A 14,655-nucleotide genomic window follows, 5' to 3' on the forward strand; every position below is an offset into this window, starting at 1 on the left:
TAATGGAAAAGCTCGATTGGGGATAAAAAGATGGGGTTTTTGATGTGTTTGAATGAAATAGCAAAAAGTTATCCAGAAGCTAAATTGAAAAAAAGGTATAAACTTTAATTCATTAAATCAGTATCTTAATACCGTGTTCCAATTAAATAGACAAAGCAATGGCACTTCAATACATTCAAGATAAGGAAGGAAAAACCACGGGCGTCATAATCCCAATCGAGGAATGGCAAGCCTTAAAGTCAAAATATTCAGAATTGAATAAAGATTTTGATAATTCGCCGGATTTAACGTCATGGCAAAAGGAGATTCTTGACGACCGTCTCTCCGACTATTACAGTGATCCTGACAATGTCAATGATTTTGAAGAAACGCTTAAAAATATTGAAAGCGAGCCATGAATTTCAGCTTTGTCAATAGACCAAAAGTCAAAAATGACATAGTAAAGGCTATTGGCTATTACAGCGAAATAGATCCCAAATTATCAAAGCAATTTTTATATCGCATACGAGAAGCTAAAAATCGTATTGCTCAATCACCTAAAGGTTTTCAAATTAAATACAAAGAAGTAAGGACAATACTTCTCAACCAATTTCCTTATCATATTCATTATATGATTAAGAGCCCCAAAGGTCAAATTGTTATCCTCGCAATAATTCATACGCATCAAAACCCTCAAGATTATTCTATGAGATAGACATTTTCTGATGGCATTATTCATCCAAAAAACTATTCCCTTACTTCCTATGAAACATTTTTTCACGCTCACCCTGCTGCTGATCTCTACAGTTGCTTTTTCCCAAACTGAAGATCAATGGACCACTGTAGAAATGGTCAATTATCCTCTTCCAAGGCATGAAAACTCCTTTGTGGAAAACAATGGTAAGTTTTATCTCCTTGGTGGGCGAGGCATCAAACCAATTGAAGAATACGATCCAAAGACAAATAGGTGGAAGACACTGGCTATGGCTCCCATCGAATTTCACCACTTTCAAGCCATATCATTCAAAAATGAAATTTATGTAATCGGCGCGCTGACTGGTGGATATCCACATGAGACTCCGTTGACACATTTCTTGATTTTCAACCCAAAAACCAATACCTGGCGGGAAGGTGCAGAAATCCCAGAAGATAGAAGAAGAGGTTCAGTGGGAGTAACAGTCCGTGGAGACAAAATCTATTTAGTCTGCGGAATCGTCGATGGACACTATGCCGATTTTGTTCCCTGGTTTGATGAGTATGACACGAAAACAGGTAAATGGACAGTTCTTCCAGATGCACCACGGCCTAGAGATCACTTCGGTGCTGTGCTGGTAGAGGATAAAATTTATGCTGCCGGGGGAAGAACTTCCCATGCTGAGATAGGAAAGGTGTTGGACTTGGTGATTCCTGAAGTTGATTTCTTTGATTTTAAAACCAATTCCTGGGGTACAGTAGAAGCTGGACTTCCCACCCCAAGAGGGGGAACTTCTTCCATTGCGAAAGGGAAATGTTTACTAGTCATGAATGGCGAAAGTACAGTTCAGGAGCCATCTCATGCTGAAGTGGAAATTCTCAATACGCATACTGGCGAATGGTCAAAACTTCCAGATTTAAACCAAGGAAGACACGGTACTGGAGTGATTTACCACAAAGGGAAGCTTTATGTAGCTGCAGGTAGCGCAAAACGCGGTGGCGGACCAGAATTAAATACCATGGAAGTCATGGAATGGAAGTAAGTATCAGTGATTTTGGCTGATTTTAAATTCGGGAATTGAACATTGATCATAGAATATGGGGGCTCTCTGTTTCCTTAATTTCCCTTAATTGAAATACTTTTTTATAAAACTGGCTTTCATTTTGAATACTTAAAGTAGAAACTAACCAAACACACATGAAGAATTACATAACTCTACTACTTGCCTTTTTTATGGTGGCCCCACTTTTTGCTCAGGACAACATGACTGTGCCTTTGATTGAAGTGGAAGGATTTAGCGAAAAAAAGATTGCACCTGACGAAGCGACTTTCCAGATTAATTTGGAAGAAAAAGCAATGAAAGTTACAGATGCAGTAGCTGTAATAAATAAGAAAACACAATTACTCGCTGACGCCTTGAAAAAAGCAAAAATCAAGGACTATAAATTAATTGCAGACAATTATTCGGTCGATGTCAATCGTGTATACAGAGGAGGAACACAGCGAGATTCCGGCTATGTAGCGCGCCAATCATTACGAGTGGTGACAAACAGTAAAAATGAAGACCTTCAGAAGATAGTAGAATCCATTCAAGGTTCAGGCGATATGAGTTTTAATCTGAATTTCCGGATTTCTGAGGCCACTCAAAAGTCTCTAGAAGATGAACTGCTTACTGCAGCTTTAAGAAATGCTGAAAGCAGAGCTCAACTGATCGCTCAGACTTTGGGCATCAAATCTATCCGAGTGCACCGCGTCACTTTGGAATCACAACCTGTGGCTTTTGCATATGCGAAAATGGAAATGATGCGGACCAGTGCAGATGCAGCTTCAGCTCCTCCATTGCTAAATCCTGATGAGCAAAGTCTGCAAAAACGCGTATATGTGAAATATACTTACTAAATTGAAATCCGCGAAAGCGGATTTTTACGTTACTTTTTGAGTCTTCGTGCTCTTCCAACTTTAAAATTTTTATTTGATGAATCTTTCAGAAATTGTTAATAGACCTAGAGCGCATGCAACTATAGAAGCGAAATCTCAGGAAATAGGCTTTGATATGCCTTCCGATATCTATATAGGCACTCTACTAAAATCACTAGTTGCAAGCAAACCTTGTGGTAATTTCCTCGAACTTGGAACAGGAATTGGACTATCTCTCTCTTGGATGACTGATGGTATGGACGATTGTGGAAACATCATTTCTATTGACACTGACCCACAACTCACAGAAATAGTCAGTAATTTTTTTATGCTTGACCCAAGGGTCAATATCCTTTGTCAAGACGGAGCTGAATGGATTAAAAACTATTCAGGTGATAAATTTGATTTGATTTTTGCAGATGCTTGGCCTGGAAAATACAGCGAGTTAGATGAGGTGCTGGATTTGGTCAAAATAGGTGGCATCTATGTGATTGATGATATGAACGAGCAACCAAATTGGCCTGAGGGACATGCACAGAAAGTGCAAAATCTAGTTTCAACGTTGGAAAAACGAGAAGACTTTTGCATGACCAAAATGGATTGGTCAACAGGAATAATTTTGATGACCAAATTGAAGTAACTCAAAAAAACTCAAGTCCAGGTTAATTCTAACAACTTAAGCTTAAAACCCTCTTCAACAAGGTTTATAACGCGATTAAGTATATAAAAAAAGTAACTACTCCTACAGCCAACCCAATGATAAAAACTGTATAGGCATGGGCCAAAAGCTTATATTTTCTATTTAAAACCTTGCCTTGATAATATAAGGAAATGGCCATTTGCTCTTGAACTTGTTTTTTGGAAGGCAAGATTTGATCAATTTCAGTGAGATATTCTTCAAGCGTAAAATGGGAGCTAACTCCAAAAAACATCACACTTGACTTAGTCTCCTCCTCATGATTCTTTCTCCTCCCTAGAAATTTAGGACGGGCGGCCTGCACAGCCAAAATAGTAGACACTAGGCAAGTCGTGATTAAAACCATGATTGGAATCAAGGTCGTTGTCTTTTGATAATCAAACTGTTGGGAAATAGTTCCGTAGCCAATAATAGCAACTAAAGAGGAAATCACCAGCGCATTGATGCTGATCACAATATTAGCTTTGTTGTCAGCAATCTGCAGTAGATTACAATTATTCATAAAAGTCACTCTAAAAAAAGTCTGAGTTGCTCTTTCTGTTTTATCTTTCTTTGGTTCCAAAAATTCTTCCATTTCTTTAAAGTTGTTCGAACTGAATTTACAAATTAATTTACCGAGAGGCGGTGAGTCTCAGAGAGAGTTTAAATTAGACATTTCCTCTCAAAATCATATCAAAGAGGAAATCATTGATTGCCTTTCTGACATACTAAAAACCAGATTATTTCCCACTTAACTACGGTTCCAAGAAAAGTCGAATGTTACCCTAAAAAACCAACAATCCATGCTCCCTCAGAATCTCCCAAACTTCTGATTCCAGCATCTCCTCAAAGTCACCAATTTCCGACTCGTAGCTTTCCCGAATCGGCTTCAGCGTATTGAGATTTTGGGTATATCCAACAGTCTGCAACATTTCGAAGACCCATTCTCCTAACTCAAGTGGAAGCTCCATTGCGAAGTCTTCTTTTTTACCTGAGAAAATCAACTCAGAAAGTTCGTCCTCTTCGAAAACTTGTAATTCCGGCTGAGCACCAATCCACAAGATTCTATTTCGATCTTTGTATTCGGTAGAAGGCTCATTTCTAATTTCGTTTGCTATATAATTCTTTGGAATTGTTGTTTTCGGAACCTTAGTCTCAAACCAGTCCTGAAGTGGCACATCAAAGCAGACGCCATGCATGTAATTGAAAAGTGATTTGCGCAGCCCCTCTCCATACAGCTCATGATCAGCTCCTGTAGGATCCTTGTGAGGAAGGTCATTATTTGCAAATGTACCGGCAACAGGCATCAAATTCACTGCTCCAAAAGCTTTTGGATCCAAGCCAACAGGACTGTGGGCAGTCATCGCAAATCTATGCCAGAAACCCGATTGGATTACACCTGCCTGGATCAACTGTCTCACCATTTCCAATGAATCAATCGTCTCCTGAGCTGTCTGCGTAGGAAAACCATACATCAGATAGGCATGAACCATGATGCCCGCTTGGGTGAAGTGATTGGTAACCTGAGCTACCTGCGAAACAGTCACACCCTTTTTGATCAAAGCCAACAAACGATCCGAAGCCACTTCCAAACCGCCGGAAACAGCAATGCATCCAGACGCTCTCAGCAAGCGACAAAGATCTGCCGTGAAGCTACTTTCAAAGCGGATATTCGTCCACCAAGTCACCGAAAGTTGTCTTCGCAAAATCTCGATCGCCAAGTCCCGCATCAAAGCAGGCGGAGCTGCTTCATCTACAAAGTGAAAACCATTCTGACCCGTTTGGGCTATGATTTCCTCGATCCGATCACACAGAATCGAGGCGGTGATCGGCTCATATCTTCCGATGTAATCTAGCGAAACATCACAGAACGTGCATTTTCCCCAATAGCAACCGTGCGCCAATGTCATTTTATTCCAGCGACCATCCGACCAAAGTCTATGCATGGGATTGGCCACTTCGATCACGGAGAGGTAATCCCGAATCAGCAAATCGCTGTAATCCGGAGTGCCCACTTCCCGCTGAGAAACATCTTTGACGGCGTTGTTATTGCAAAACTTCACTTGACCATGAATCCTGGTAAAGGTTCGCTTCAACTCATCCACAGGGATTTTTCCAGCCAAATGATCGAGCAACAAGCGAATCGGAGCTTCCCCATCATCCAAGACGATAAAATCCATATAGTCAAAAACTCGAGACTCCTTCAGCGAACGAAGTTCAGTATTTGGAAAACCCCCTCCCATCCAAAGCAACAAGTATGGATGATGTTTTTTCAGGTATTGCCCGCATTTGAAAGCACCGTAAAGATTACCGGGAAAAGGAACCGAGAAAGCTACAGATGTAGGTTGATATTGCTGAATCTTTTGCTCCAGCAAGTCACACAGCAATTCATCAATCGAACCTGAAGGCTTATTTAAGGCTTCCTCCATTTCGTCAAAGGAATTGGCTGACATGCCCAGTCGCTCGGCATAGCGGCTAAATCCAAAGTGCGGATCGATCTGCTCTGAGATTAAATCTCCAATATCTTCCAGATAGAGTGTCGCAAAATATCTTGCCTTATCCCGAATTCCCAGCGTACCAAAAGCCCATTCCAGATCATCCAATTGCTCAAAGCGACTCGCTTCCGGCAAGTAATCTCCTTCGGCAATTCTATAAGCTAGTGTAGGATTTCTGTCCTGAAGAAAAGCAATCACCGGATCAATCGTCTGTAGGTAGTTGGCTTTCAAGCGAACAATCCGAGCGATGTTATCAGACATTTCAGCCTCATTTGCTTCTATTTCGGCAAAGATATTGGTTAAACCCTTTCTGGAAAAAAGGGCCAAAATCACTTCAATACCCAAGTCCACCTGATTTGAAGCTACGCCAATCTGATTGAGGTATCCTTTCAGATATGCCGTAGCCGGGTATGGCGTGTTCAGCTGGGTAAAAGGCGAGGTGATGAAGAGGATTTTCTGTACCAAAATGCTATGTGGGTGAATTAGGGATGCAAGTTCGGAAGAATAAAAGGAAGTTGGAAGTGGGAAGTTTGGAGGTTGGAGGTTATCGGTTGTCGGTTATCAGTTATCGGTTGTCAGTTGTCGGTTGTCGGTTGGCGGCTTGGATCTTGATACTTTGTACTTTGTACTTGATACTTAGTACTAATTTCTTGTAAATTACACAACAACCCATAACACCAATACCATGAAGGAATTAAAAAAAGAAGACATAGATCAAGGCGTTTTTGACCTATACGATGCATATGCTCACAATAAACTGGAGCGAAGACAATTTATAGAGAAGCTTTCTGCTTATGCAGTTGGTGGTGTGACCGTAGCTGCACTGATGAGTGCGATGATGCCAAACTATGAAGACACCCGCACAATCAAAGCAGATGATACTCGCTTGGAATCAAACTACATTAACTACGATTCTCCCAAAGGAGGAGGCAAAATCAAAGGATTGCTTTCCACTCCTGCCGGAATGAGCGGCAAAGTTCCGGGAGTAGTAGTCGTCCATGAAAACAGAGGTCTCAATCCTTACATAGAAGATGTGGGAAGGAGAACGGCGGTAGCTGGTTTTATTTCTTTGGCTCCTGATGCACTAACTCCACTGGGTGGCTATCCCGGCAATGACGACGAAGGCCGTGCGATGCAGAGCAAGCGTGATCGGAATGAAATGCTAGAGGACTTTATCGCAGCTTATGAGTATTTGAAAAGCCACCCTGACTGCAATGGAAAAGTAGCTGTGGTAGGTTTCTGCTTTGGGGGCTGGATATCCAATATGATGGCCGTTAGAATCCCCACACTAAATGCCGCCGTTCCTTTCTATGGAGGCCAACCATCAGCAGAAGAAGCTGCGCAAATCAAAGCCCCACTGATGCTGCACTTTGCTGCCCTTGACGAGCGGGTAAATGCAGGCTGGCCGGCATACGAAAAAGCGCTAGATGCTAATAATGTGGAAAATCAGGCCTTTATCTATCCAGATGTGAACCACGGATTTCATAACAATACCACACCGAGATATGATGAAGATGCCGCAACGTTGGCTTGGGATAGAACGATTGGTTTTTTTAAGGAGAAGATGGGGTAAGAAGACTTCTATCAATTATTCTAAGTGCCAGGTATATCACTCCTGGCACTTTCCTTTCCATATCACAACCTCGGCCTAGTAATTGCTAACTTTAGGGCAGATAACTTATATTTTTATACATGAATAACAATAAATTCAACATCGCTGTCCTTATCGACGGCGACAATGCACAAGCGAAATTGATTAAGGAAATTCTCGAAGAGGTTTCCAAATACGGTAAGGCTACCATCCGAAGAATCTACGGAGACTGGACCACCCCACATATGAACAGCTGGAAGGAAATGATCAACCTGCATTCTTTCAGCCCCATCCAGAAGTTCTCCTACACCACTGGTAAAAACTCCACCGACAGTTCCATGATCATCGACGCCATGGACATCCTCCACAGCGGCAGTGTGGACGGTTTTTGCATCGTTTCTTCGGATTCAGATTACACGGGTTTGGCAAAAAGAATACGTGAAGAAGGTATGTTTGTGATGGGAATCGGACGCAGGATCACACCAAAAGCTTTTGTACAGTCCTGTGAGATTTTTACCTACGCTGAGAACCTTTTGCCTGCAGAAAAACCAAAATCGACTACCAAAAAAGCAGAGAAAACTCAAAGTAATACTGCCCGCAAAAATGTGGTCGTGAACGAAGAAATCAAAAAAGAACAACCTGAAAAAGAAAGTGCGGAACTTGATCTCAGTATCATCGACAAGGCTTTTGAAATCTCCTCAGATGAAGAAGAAGAAATCCACATTGCCAAGATCGGGGCATCATTGAGAAAAATAGACCCCAGCTTTGACCCTAGATCCTATGGCTTCCGAAATCTCACGGAGCTATTCAAAAACTTGGACAAATACGTTTTGGTAAAGAATCTGGTAAATGGATTGAATTATCCGCTGGTGAAGTTGAAATAGTTGGGTGATGGGTGTCGGGTGACCGATGTAGGCTCAATTTAAGTTTTAAGCATTTTCTATATTGCTTCTAGCTTTTTTAGACCCAAGGCATCTAAGCTTTGCAATGGTACACCGAGCACCGGACATCCAGCATCAGACACCAGACACTCCTCACTCCACTTCTTCCAATCTAAACACCTCAAAACGCATCAGATCCTCTTCGTTTTTGGGATTGTCAGGGTGACTGATGGAAATATAAAGTCCTTCCTGACTCACAAAGGAATTTCCAGGATAGTAGGTGTTTTCAGGGAAGAGCGTTTCTCCTAGTACATTCAGTTCTTTGTCCAAAATCATCACAGCAAACTTTCGGGGAAATCTTCTAAGCTGGTCAATTTCACCCTCACTTTCCACTACTACTTTCGGGTAAACAAAGCGGTAAAAAACTCCCCGAAACTCATCGTACAAAATTCGCTCATATCGGTCCGAGGCAAAGACGTACTTCATCGTGCTAAATCTATCAGTTGCTTCCTGAAAACTAAGAAAGCCCTGATCTACAAACTGGCTTTTGGCATTCACAGGTTTGATTAGATTTCCATCTAAATCCGCGACATATAAGTTGTGGTCGGCGACTAGCGAATAGACTAATTTTTCTCCATCAGAAGCCATACTGAAATCCAATAGTTTTGGCCCTGAAGTATTATAGCCAGCTGGCCAAGTGATAGGCAATAGCTCTACTTCGGAGCTCTTCAAGTCAATCACATAGCTAAGCTTTTTTGAGGCAAGTGTATCATCTGAAATAGTTCTCTGGTCTCCTTCAAACTTTGCGTTTACCAGCAACTTACTTCCGCTAAGAATTGGCGTGTAATTGTAGTGGGCATTGTGAAGAAAAGCGGCCAAATAGTCAATTGGTGGCTCATAGGTATACTTTGCCTTGACTTTAGCGCTTGTGTCGGTAAGATTGAGATTGAGACTAGGATATCCAAATAAAAAAATACTGTCTAAATTCTGGACATGAATCCCCAAGATCGCTCCTACTCCTTCAGGTCCTTCCAGATCAAAAATCATTCGCTTTTCCATTTTTCTTGAATCCAGATCATATAACTGCACCTCATTATTTGTCTGATTCACGTTGAAAAGCCAAGAACGATCCTCTCCCTGAAAAGCCACTAAACCACCACTTACATTCGAAGTCTGACTGTCAATGGGAAGGGAAACAAGCTGCCCGTCGGATACCAATTTCTGTGGATTGTTAATATCTTTCTGACTACATGAAAAATATAACAGCGCTATAATAATTGGGAGTATCAGTCTTTTCATTCTCCAAGGTAATTAGCCCGAACTAATTAACTAAGTTAAATTACCTTAACTCAGTTCTTCGCTACTATATTGAATACAAAAGCTCGGTACTTCAACAAAGCCACGAAAGTGGCTCCGCCAAATGCATTCCCGATCAAGGCTGTGCTTTGGAAAGCTATATAGTCCCAAAGTGAAATATCAGGAGAACTTAACATTCCGGAAAAAACCTCCACGCTACCGATAATGCTGTGATGCAATCCTGTGAATGACATGACCGCGGTTATGATAAAAATTATCACGATTCTACTGATCGTGTCCCTGGAAGAAGCAAGCAGCCACGAAAGTAAACCCATCAACCAACCAGCTACAATCGCACTGACAAAAATCACCGCTGTACTTGGATGAATGACATGTAAAGCAATTTCAACAACAACTTCTGATGTGAAAATCCCCAAATGAGGGCCTAACCAAAGTAAAATTAATGCGATTATGTAGCCTCCAACTAGGTTTCCGGCAATTACTACTCCCCAGAGCTTAAACATACTGCCGGCACTTCTCTTTTTATTCAAAACAGGTAGCGTCAGCAAAGCCGTTTGCTCAGTAAAAAGAATACTTTGTCCCAAAACCACTAAAATAAATCCCAGCGGGTAAACCAATGACACAATACGGATCAAGGAACTATCAGCCACTGAGCCAATCAAAAAAAAGTAAAGTGAGCAAATCAGTAGGTAGCTAAAACCAATCTCCAGTCCTGCAGTAAGAGAACTCGTAAACAAGCTCTGATAGCTTTTGTCATACGTTTCCAGCGCATCTACAATTTGATCACGAAGAATCTCTCCATGGGATTTGGCAGAATCAGAACCCTTAGACTTTGACTTTCTTAGCTCTTTATCAATTTCTTTCTGCTGCTCTTCGGCAACTTGCTCCTCAGTTTTTTCTTTTTTCCAAGCCATTAAAATCGGTGGTTACAGGTGCTCTTTGTCTTAAATTAATCAGAATTGACTAGAAGCAAACAAAAGCCTTTAAATCAACTTTCCTTGTCTAGTCAAGGATCAACTAGAAAAACTACTCGGAGGTTCTGCAGGCAGATAAAATATTGATTTCAAAAAGCCGATCGTCTTTCAGAACTACAAAAAATTCTTTCAGATAAGTAGTCATATTCTTAACCTCCTGATCAGGCACCAAATGTGCCAGCTGCTGAATATGATCAAAAAGAAGCTGCTCTTTGCTCAAAAACTCATCTCTAATTGTTTTCATTAGCGCCTCATCCCTACAAAACCCTCTATACAATCGTTGGCTCACGTCGTCGATATCAACTAGACTACTGACTTGTGCATAAGGCGGCTTTACCATGCCGGTCATGTCAAAATCATAGGCCAAGGGAATAGCAGTTTTCGAGTCCAGCTTTAGGATTTTCATGTTATGCTGGTATAGACTCGACCAGTCTGTGTTGCCAATCATGTATTGAAATAAATCATGACGAACTGCTGCAGTGTCCTCCAGAAAAGTCCCGGCTACTTTCTTATTTTCCAAAACTTCTGCATCGAAACGCTCAGCAACTTTATCGTCATCTTCAATCAAAAAGCCCAAAAACTGCTCGGTCCGGCCTTTTTTATCGTCCTCATTTTGAAAGTTGACCCGGATCATCCGTGTTTTGAACGTGTATTGGCTCACTTCTTCATAGAGTTGGTAGCAGAGATATTCCTTTACTATAAATGAATCAGCATTTTTATTAGTAGCACAAGGGAAAACTATTTTCAAATTTCTACTTCCATCAAAAATATTCCCTTTCCCCTCCCTCTTTTTTAACCTCATTCTGACGGGTGGATAAAAACAATTTTCCCTGCGGAAGTTACCCCTTACCCTAAGTCCCACATCCAAAGTATCTTGGGAACCATCCGTGTTTTTATAGATTAAATACGAATCCAATAGCGTGGAATCATTGGTTTCATTGCGAAGCTTTTTCACTGAAAACTTCATGCTAACTTCTAAAATTTCATCTGAATCAAACAATAGCTCATCTTGCTGGGCGATTGCAACAAGAGAAATAAAAATGAAACAAGAAATGAGGGACAAAAACTTTTTCATACTCCTATATTTTAAGCTTAAAAAAACAAATTAAACTACTTCCATTAGGCTATTCAAGCCTGATTTAACCTTTCTAAGGTATACATTTTCAGGACTTAATGGATAATATTTCTATTGATTGAGGTACGGTCATGTGATATTAAAGCTTTGTTAGCATAACATTTTTAAACTCTACCTCTGCTCCTTCTGCCTGCAAAGCTATATTACCCCGGGTAGTAGTGGCATTAAATCCATCATTGACTAAGTCCCCATTTAACCAAACAGTTACTTTATCTTCATCGCAGCGGATTTTGATATGATTCCACTCGCCTAAGGGCTTTTCGGAATCGTCTGTAAGATTTTTAATTCTTCTCAGCTTTCTGCCATTGACCCCCCAATTCTCCTTTGGTCCACGTCTTGCCTCCATGTCCTCCACTTCTATATTTTGCTCGATGCACCAAAAATCCCCGGCATTAGAATGCATCAGCTGAACCTCAATGGACTTTGGGAACATGTCGTAGAGTGCTCTTGGAGTAGATGCATGAACCAAAATCCCACAATTGCCCGGCTCTCCAGCAAAGCGATAATCAAGCTCTAAGGTATAATTATCATACTCAACATCGGTGATCAAATGCCCCTGAGGGTTTCCCAAACTCACTAATAACCCATCGCGGATGATAAAAGGGATTCTCAACGAACTATCTGCTTCCAAATCCGGGACATCCATGTGCCAGCCCTCCAGACTTTTTCCATCAAAGAGATTGATGGTTTGACTTTGGGCGAAAAAAACAATTGAAGCAAAAAACAGGATAAAGGTGATTCTTTTCATGATTTTGGGATAGTGGTAAAGATTCCTTAAGCTAAAAATAATACTTCAATTCTCATGATGAACGTCCTCAAATACTATTTATGGCAATAAGTATCAAGTAGAGAGACCTATTCCTACAGTTTAGTTTATGACTTCAGTCCTGTCCGACTACAGGCGGGTTTGAACCAAAAATAATACTGCCTTCAGACTTCTAAATTAGTAGGAAAGTTGATTTAGCTGCCTTCAGACTGCATTTGGTCTAGGTATTGACATGCACCACCTGAAAACTGACAACTGACCACTACTTCACCCTCGCTTCCCAGATTCTCATAAAAAGCATATGCGCCATTCTTCGTGCGTGCTCCTTGGCATAGTTGGCATTTTCTCCTTCAAAATATCTGTCCAAGGTCTGAAACCACAGCTCAAGCCAATTCCCAAAGTGAGCCTGCTCTATACTATTATCCACTTCAGCATCTACTTGGCGATGTACTCGGACTGGATTAAACTTGCCTGCACCAGGCCCTGTCTGGAGTAAAATCATCTCCCAGAAATCACTGAGATGCACTAAATGAGTGTCCCAATCTTTGACTACTCCGTTGAAAATCGGCCCCAACGTATCATGCTGACGTATTTGATCATAAAAACGCCTCACCAAAAAATCAACTTCCTTCCTCGTTTTGATATCAATCTTATCCATTTTTTTTACTTCAATATCGGTTCCAGCACTTCCAGTTTTCCGTCAATATTTTCTGGTACAGGAAGTCCCAAGATCTTACATATTAAGGGGTACACATGAATATTCTGAAAAGTTTCAATTTCCAACCCAGACTTGAAGGCCGGGCCATTTGCATAAAAAATCGCATGCATATCCTTATATGCCGGACTATAGCCATGCTCACCAAAAGTATCGGTGTCTAATCTGTCCATATTGTCTCGCATTCGGGTCAATGTGGTCTCCCAAGCCAAATAATAATATCGATCCGGAATGATCAAAATATCACCAATCCTATCCTTATACATCAAATCCTGGTAATTTTCCTTATCATCCACATCTGTGATATGAATTGGAAGTCCTGATTTTTCAAGCTGCTTGATTATTTTCTCCTTGTCCTTTTGGTCTTCTAGGTACAAATGGGCCAAGGCACCACTATTGACAATTCTAGCTGGAATACCTTTGGTTAATGCTGTCAAATCGATGAAGTGATCCGGAGTCACGTCCATCATGCCATGATCTGACACCACGATTACATTGATATCTAAGTCAAAGCTTTTGATGCCTTCAAAGAGTGCTCCCAACTCATGATCAAGCTGAGTCAGCCTTTCAGAAAGCTTTTCATCATTGCTAGGCCCATAGCGATGACCTACATCATCCATATCAGAAAAATACATAGTAATCAATCGTGGACGCTTTTCTTCCGGTAATTCCAGCCACCTGAACACCTCCGTTACCCTGGTTAGGTTGCTTACATTTCCATCGTAATCATAATAGTAGCTTGGCCTCACTCCTTGCACATCCGCTTCAGACCCAACGAAAAAGTAACTTGCCGCGATCATATTATTTTGCTCTGCCAGCACCCAAAGTGGCGTACCTCCATACCAAGTCCCGTCCTGGACAATCTCCTTTTTCCCAATCCCATAAGTCAAATCTTTCTTCGGATCATAAAAAGAGTTGTCTACCAACCCATGATGCTCAGGCTTCAAACCAGTGGCGATAGTGTAGTGATTTGGAAAAGTCTTGCTTGGAAATGATGGCATCATACTCTCTGCTGCCACACCACCGGCAATAAAGCGACTTAGATTCTCTGGCTTAAATCGCTCCACGTAATCGTATCGAAAACCATCCAGTGATATCAAAATGACTATAGGTTCTTTATTTTCTTGGGAAAAAGTAAGTAATGGAAATGTAAGCAGTGCAAACAGTAAGAGCGAACAGAATCTATTCATGGCATATTCTTTCTCCAAAAATACCTCCTGTAGTTTTGTGATACAATCCGATTGTCACTAATAACAGTTTGATAAAATCAAGTGGGTTTACGGGACACTCCCTTTAAAATAGGAAAGGTCTTCAAGCAAATCCTTTTGGAGCAGAACTAGATTTGGTGCAAAAAGGAAGTAAAACATCACTGGATGATCAGGATTTTTTTGGAGATAAAATCACAACTACAAACTATCACTTTTCGGGGAATCCTAGTTCAATTCTATCCCTTGCACCCGCAAAATCGGGAATATTTTCCCATAAAGAATATCACAAAACAGCTCTATTTAGCTA

At 41.1% G+C, this 14,655-nt stretch carries 15 protein-coding genes; 7 read left to right on the forward strand and 8 right to left on the reverse strand.

Annotated elements, in window-relative coordinates:
- Window positions 1-158 precede the first annotated feature (158 nt).
- The 5 genes from LV83_RS16955 to LV83_RS16975 all read left to right on the forward strand — a co-directional run bounded on the left by LV83_RS16955 (window position 159) and on the right by LV83_RS16975 (window position 3,230).
- Window positions 159-398, forward strand: a complete 240-nt coding sequence (locus LV83_RS16955; protein WP_111612753.1) for an addiction module protein — start codon at window positions 159-161, stop codon at window positions 396-398.
- Window positions 395-694, forward strand: a complete 300-nt coding sequence (locus LV83_RS21820) for a type II toxin-antitoxin system RelE/ParE family toxin (RefSeq protein WP_111612754.1) — start codon at window positions 395-397, stop codon at window positions 692-694. Before LV83_RS16955 ends, LV83_RS21820 begins: the two co-directional genes overlap by 4 nt.
- A gap of 49 nt (window positions 695-743) precedes the next feature.
- Window positions 744-1,715, forward strand: a complete 972-nt coding sequence (locus tag LV83_RS16965; RefSeq protein WP_111612824.1) for a Kelch repeat-containing protein — start codon at window positions 744-746, stop codon at window positions 1,713-1,715.
- A 155-nt stretch (window positions 1,716-1,870) separates the two neighbouring features.
- Window positions 1,871-2,572, forward strand: a complete 702-nt coding sequence (locus LV83_RS16970) for an SIMPL domain-containing protein (protein WP_111612755.1) — start codon at window positions 1,871-1,873, stop codon at window positions 2,570-2,572.
- A gap of 76 nt (window positions 2,573-2,648) precedes the next feature.
- Entirely contained in the window at window positions 2,649-3,230 is a 582-nt protein-coding gene (locus LV83_RS16975) for an O-methyltransferase (RefSeq protein ID WP_111612756.1), read from the forward strand.
- Window positions 3,231-3,294: 64 nt separating this feature from the next.
- Here LV83_RS16975 and LV83_RS16980 read toward each other — a convergent pair whose 3' ends face one another.
- On the reverse strand, window positions 3,295-3,861 hold the full coding sequence (locus LV83_RS16980) for a Pycsar system effector family protein (protein WP_111612757.1): 567 nt from the start codon (window positions 3,859-3,861) through the stop codon (window positions 3,295-3,297).
- Between the two features lie 190 nt (window positions 3,862-4,051).
- The gene (locus LV83_RS16985; protein ID WP_111612758.1) at window positions 4,052-6,226 is read right to left on the reverse strand and encodes a B12-binding domain-containing radical SAM protein; all 2,175 of its coding nucleotides are present in this window, start codon (window positions 6,224-6,226) and stop codon (window positions 4,052-4,054) included.
- 220 nt (window positions 6,227-6,446) lie between these two features.
- Between LV83_RS16985 and LV83_RS16990 the strand changes: the two genes are divergently transcribed.
- Window positions 6,447-7,334, forward strand: coding sequence for a dienelactone hydrolase family protein (locus LV83_RS16990; protein ID WP_111612759.1), 888 nt, complete (start codon window positions 6,447-6,449; stop codon window positions 7,332-7,334).
- A gap of 119 nt (window positions 7,335-7,453) precedes the next feature.
- Window positions 7,454-8,236, forward strand: coding sequence for an NYN domain-containing protein (locus tag LV83_RS16995; protein WP_111612760.1), 783 nt, complete (start codon window positions 7,454-7,456; stop codon window positions 8,234-8,236).
- 150 nt (window positions 8,237-8,386) lie between these two features.
- Here the strand turns inward: LV83_RS16995 and LV83_RS17000 are convergent, their stop codons facing one another.
- The 6 genes from LV83_RS17000 to LV83_RS17025 form a co-directional block, all read right to left on the reverse strand.
- Entirely contained in the window at window positions 8,387-9,532 is a 1,146-nt protein-coding gene (locus tag LV83_RS17000; RefSeq protein ID WP_111612761.1) for a DUF4221 family protein, read from the reverse strand.
- 50 nt (window positions 9,533-9,582) lie between these two features.
- Complete coding sequence (locus LV83_RS17005; protein WP_111612762.1) at window positions 9,583-10,464, reverse strand: formate/nitrite transporter family protein; 882 nt, start codon at window positions 10,462-10,464, stop codon at window positions 9,583-9,585.
- Window positions 10,465-10,576: 112 nt separating this feature from the next.
- The gene (locus LV83_RS17010; RefSeq protein ID WP_111612763.1) at window positions 10,577-11,599 is read right to left on the reverse strand and encodes a hypothetical protein; all 1,023 of its coding nucleotides are present in this window, start codon (window positions 11,597-11,599) and stop codon (window positions 10,577-10,579) included.
- A 139-nt stretch (window positions 11,600-11,738) separates the two neighbouring features.
- Entirely contained in the window at window positions 11,739-12,407 is a 669-nt protein-coding gene (locus LV83_RS17015; protein ID WP_111612764.1) for a 3-keto-disaccharide hydrolase, read from the reverse strand.
- A gap of 280 nt (window positions 12,408-12,687) precedes the next feature.
- Window positions 12,688-13,083, reverse strand: coding sequence for a group III truncated hemoglobin (locus LV83_RS17020; RefSeq protein WP_111612765.1), 396 nt, complete (start codon window positions 13,081-13,083; stop codon window positions 12,688-12,690).
- A 5-nt stretch (window positions 13,084-13,088) separates the two neighbouring features.
- Entirely contained in the window at window positions 13,089-14,330 is a 1,242-nt protein-coding gene (locus tag LV83_RS17025) for an alkaline phosphatase family protein (protein ID WP_111612766.1), read from the reverse strand.
- Between the last annotated feature and the right edge of the window lie 325 nt (window positions 14,331-14,655).

Source organism: Algoriphagus yeomjeoni (assembly GCF_003259505.1).
GTDB lineage: Bacteria > Bacteroidota > Bacteroidia > Cytophagales > Cyclobacteriaceae > Algoriphagus > Algoriphagus yeomjeoni.

Bases quoted from the DNA above. Each gene is read 5' to 3' on its own strand.
- LV83_RS16955 (WP_111612753.1), top strand. From the start codon at position 159: ATGGCACTTCAATACATTCAAGATAAGGAAGGAAAAACCACGGGCGTC.
- LV83_RS21820 (WP_111612754.1), top strand. From the start codon at position 395: ATGAATTTCAGCTTTGTCAATAGACCAAAAGTCAAAAATGACATAGTA.
- LV83_RS16965 (WP_111612824.1), top strand. From the start codon at position 744: ATGAAACATTTTTTCACGCTCACCCTGCTGCTGATCTCTACAGTTGCT.
- LV83_RS16970 (WP_111612755.1), top strand. From the start codon at position 1,871: ATGAAGAATTACATAACTCTACTACTTGCCTTTTTTATGGTGGCCCCA.
- LV83_RS16975 (WP_111612756.1), top strand. From the start codon at position 2,649: ATGAATCTTTCAGAAATTGTTAATAGACCTAGAGCGCATGCAACTATA.
- LV83_RS16980 (WP_111612757.1), bottom strand. From the start codon at position 3,861: ATGGAAGAATTTTTGGAACCAAAGAAAGATAAAACAGAAAGAGCAACT.
- LV83_RS16990 (WP_111612759.1), top strand. From the start codon at position 6,447: ATGAAGGAATTAAAAAAAGAAGACATAGATCAAGGCGTTTTTGACCTA.
- LV83_RS16995 (WP_111612760.1), top strand. From the start codon at position 7,454: ATGAATAACAATAAATTCAACATCGCTGTCCTTATCGACGGCGACAAT.
- LV83_RS17000 (WP_111612761.1), bottom strand. From the start codon at position 9,532: ATGAAAAGACTGATACTCCCAATTATTATAGCGCTGTTATATTTTTCA.
- LV83_RS17005 (WP_111612762.1), bottom strand. From the start codon at position 10,464: ATGGCTTGGAAAAAAGAAAAAACTGAGGAGCAAGTTGCCGAAGAGCAG.
- LV83_RS17010 (WP_111612763.1), bottom strand. From the start codon at position 11,599: ATGAAAAAGTTTTTGTCCCTCATTTCTTGTTTCATTTTTATTTCTCTT.
- LV83_RS17015 (WP_111612764.1), bottom strand. From the start codon at position 12,407: ATGAAAAGAATCACCTTTATCCTGTTTTTTGCTTCAATTGTTTTTTTC.
- LV83_RS17020 (WP_111612765.1), bottom strand. From the start codon at position 13,083: ATGGATAAGATTGATATCAAAACGAGGAAGGAAGTTGATTTTTTGGTG.
- LV83_RS17025 (WP_111612766.1), bottom strand. From the start codon at position 14,330: ATGAATAGATTCTGTTCGCTCTTACTGTTTGCACTGCTTACATTTCCA.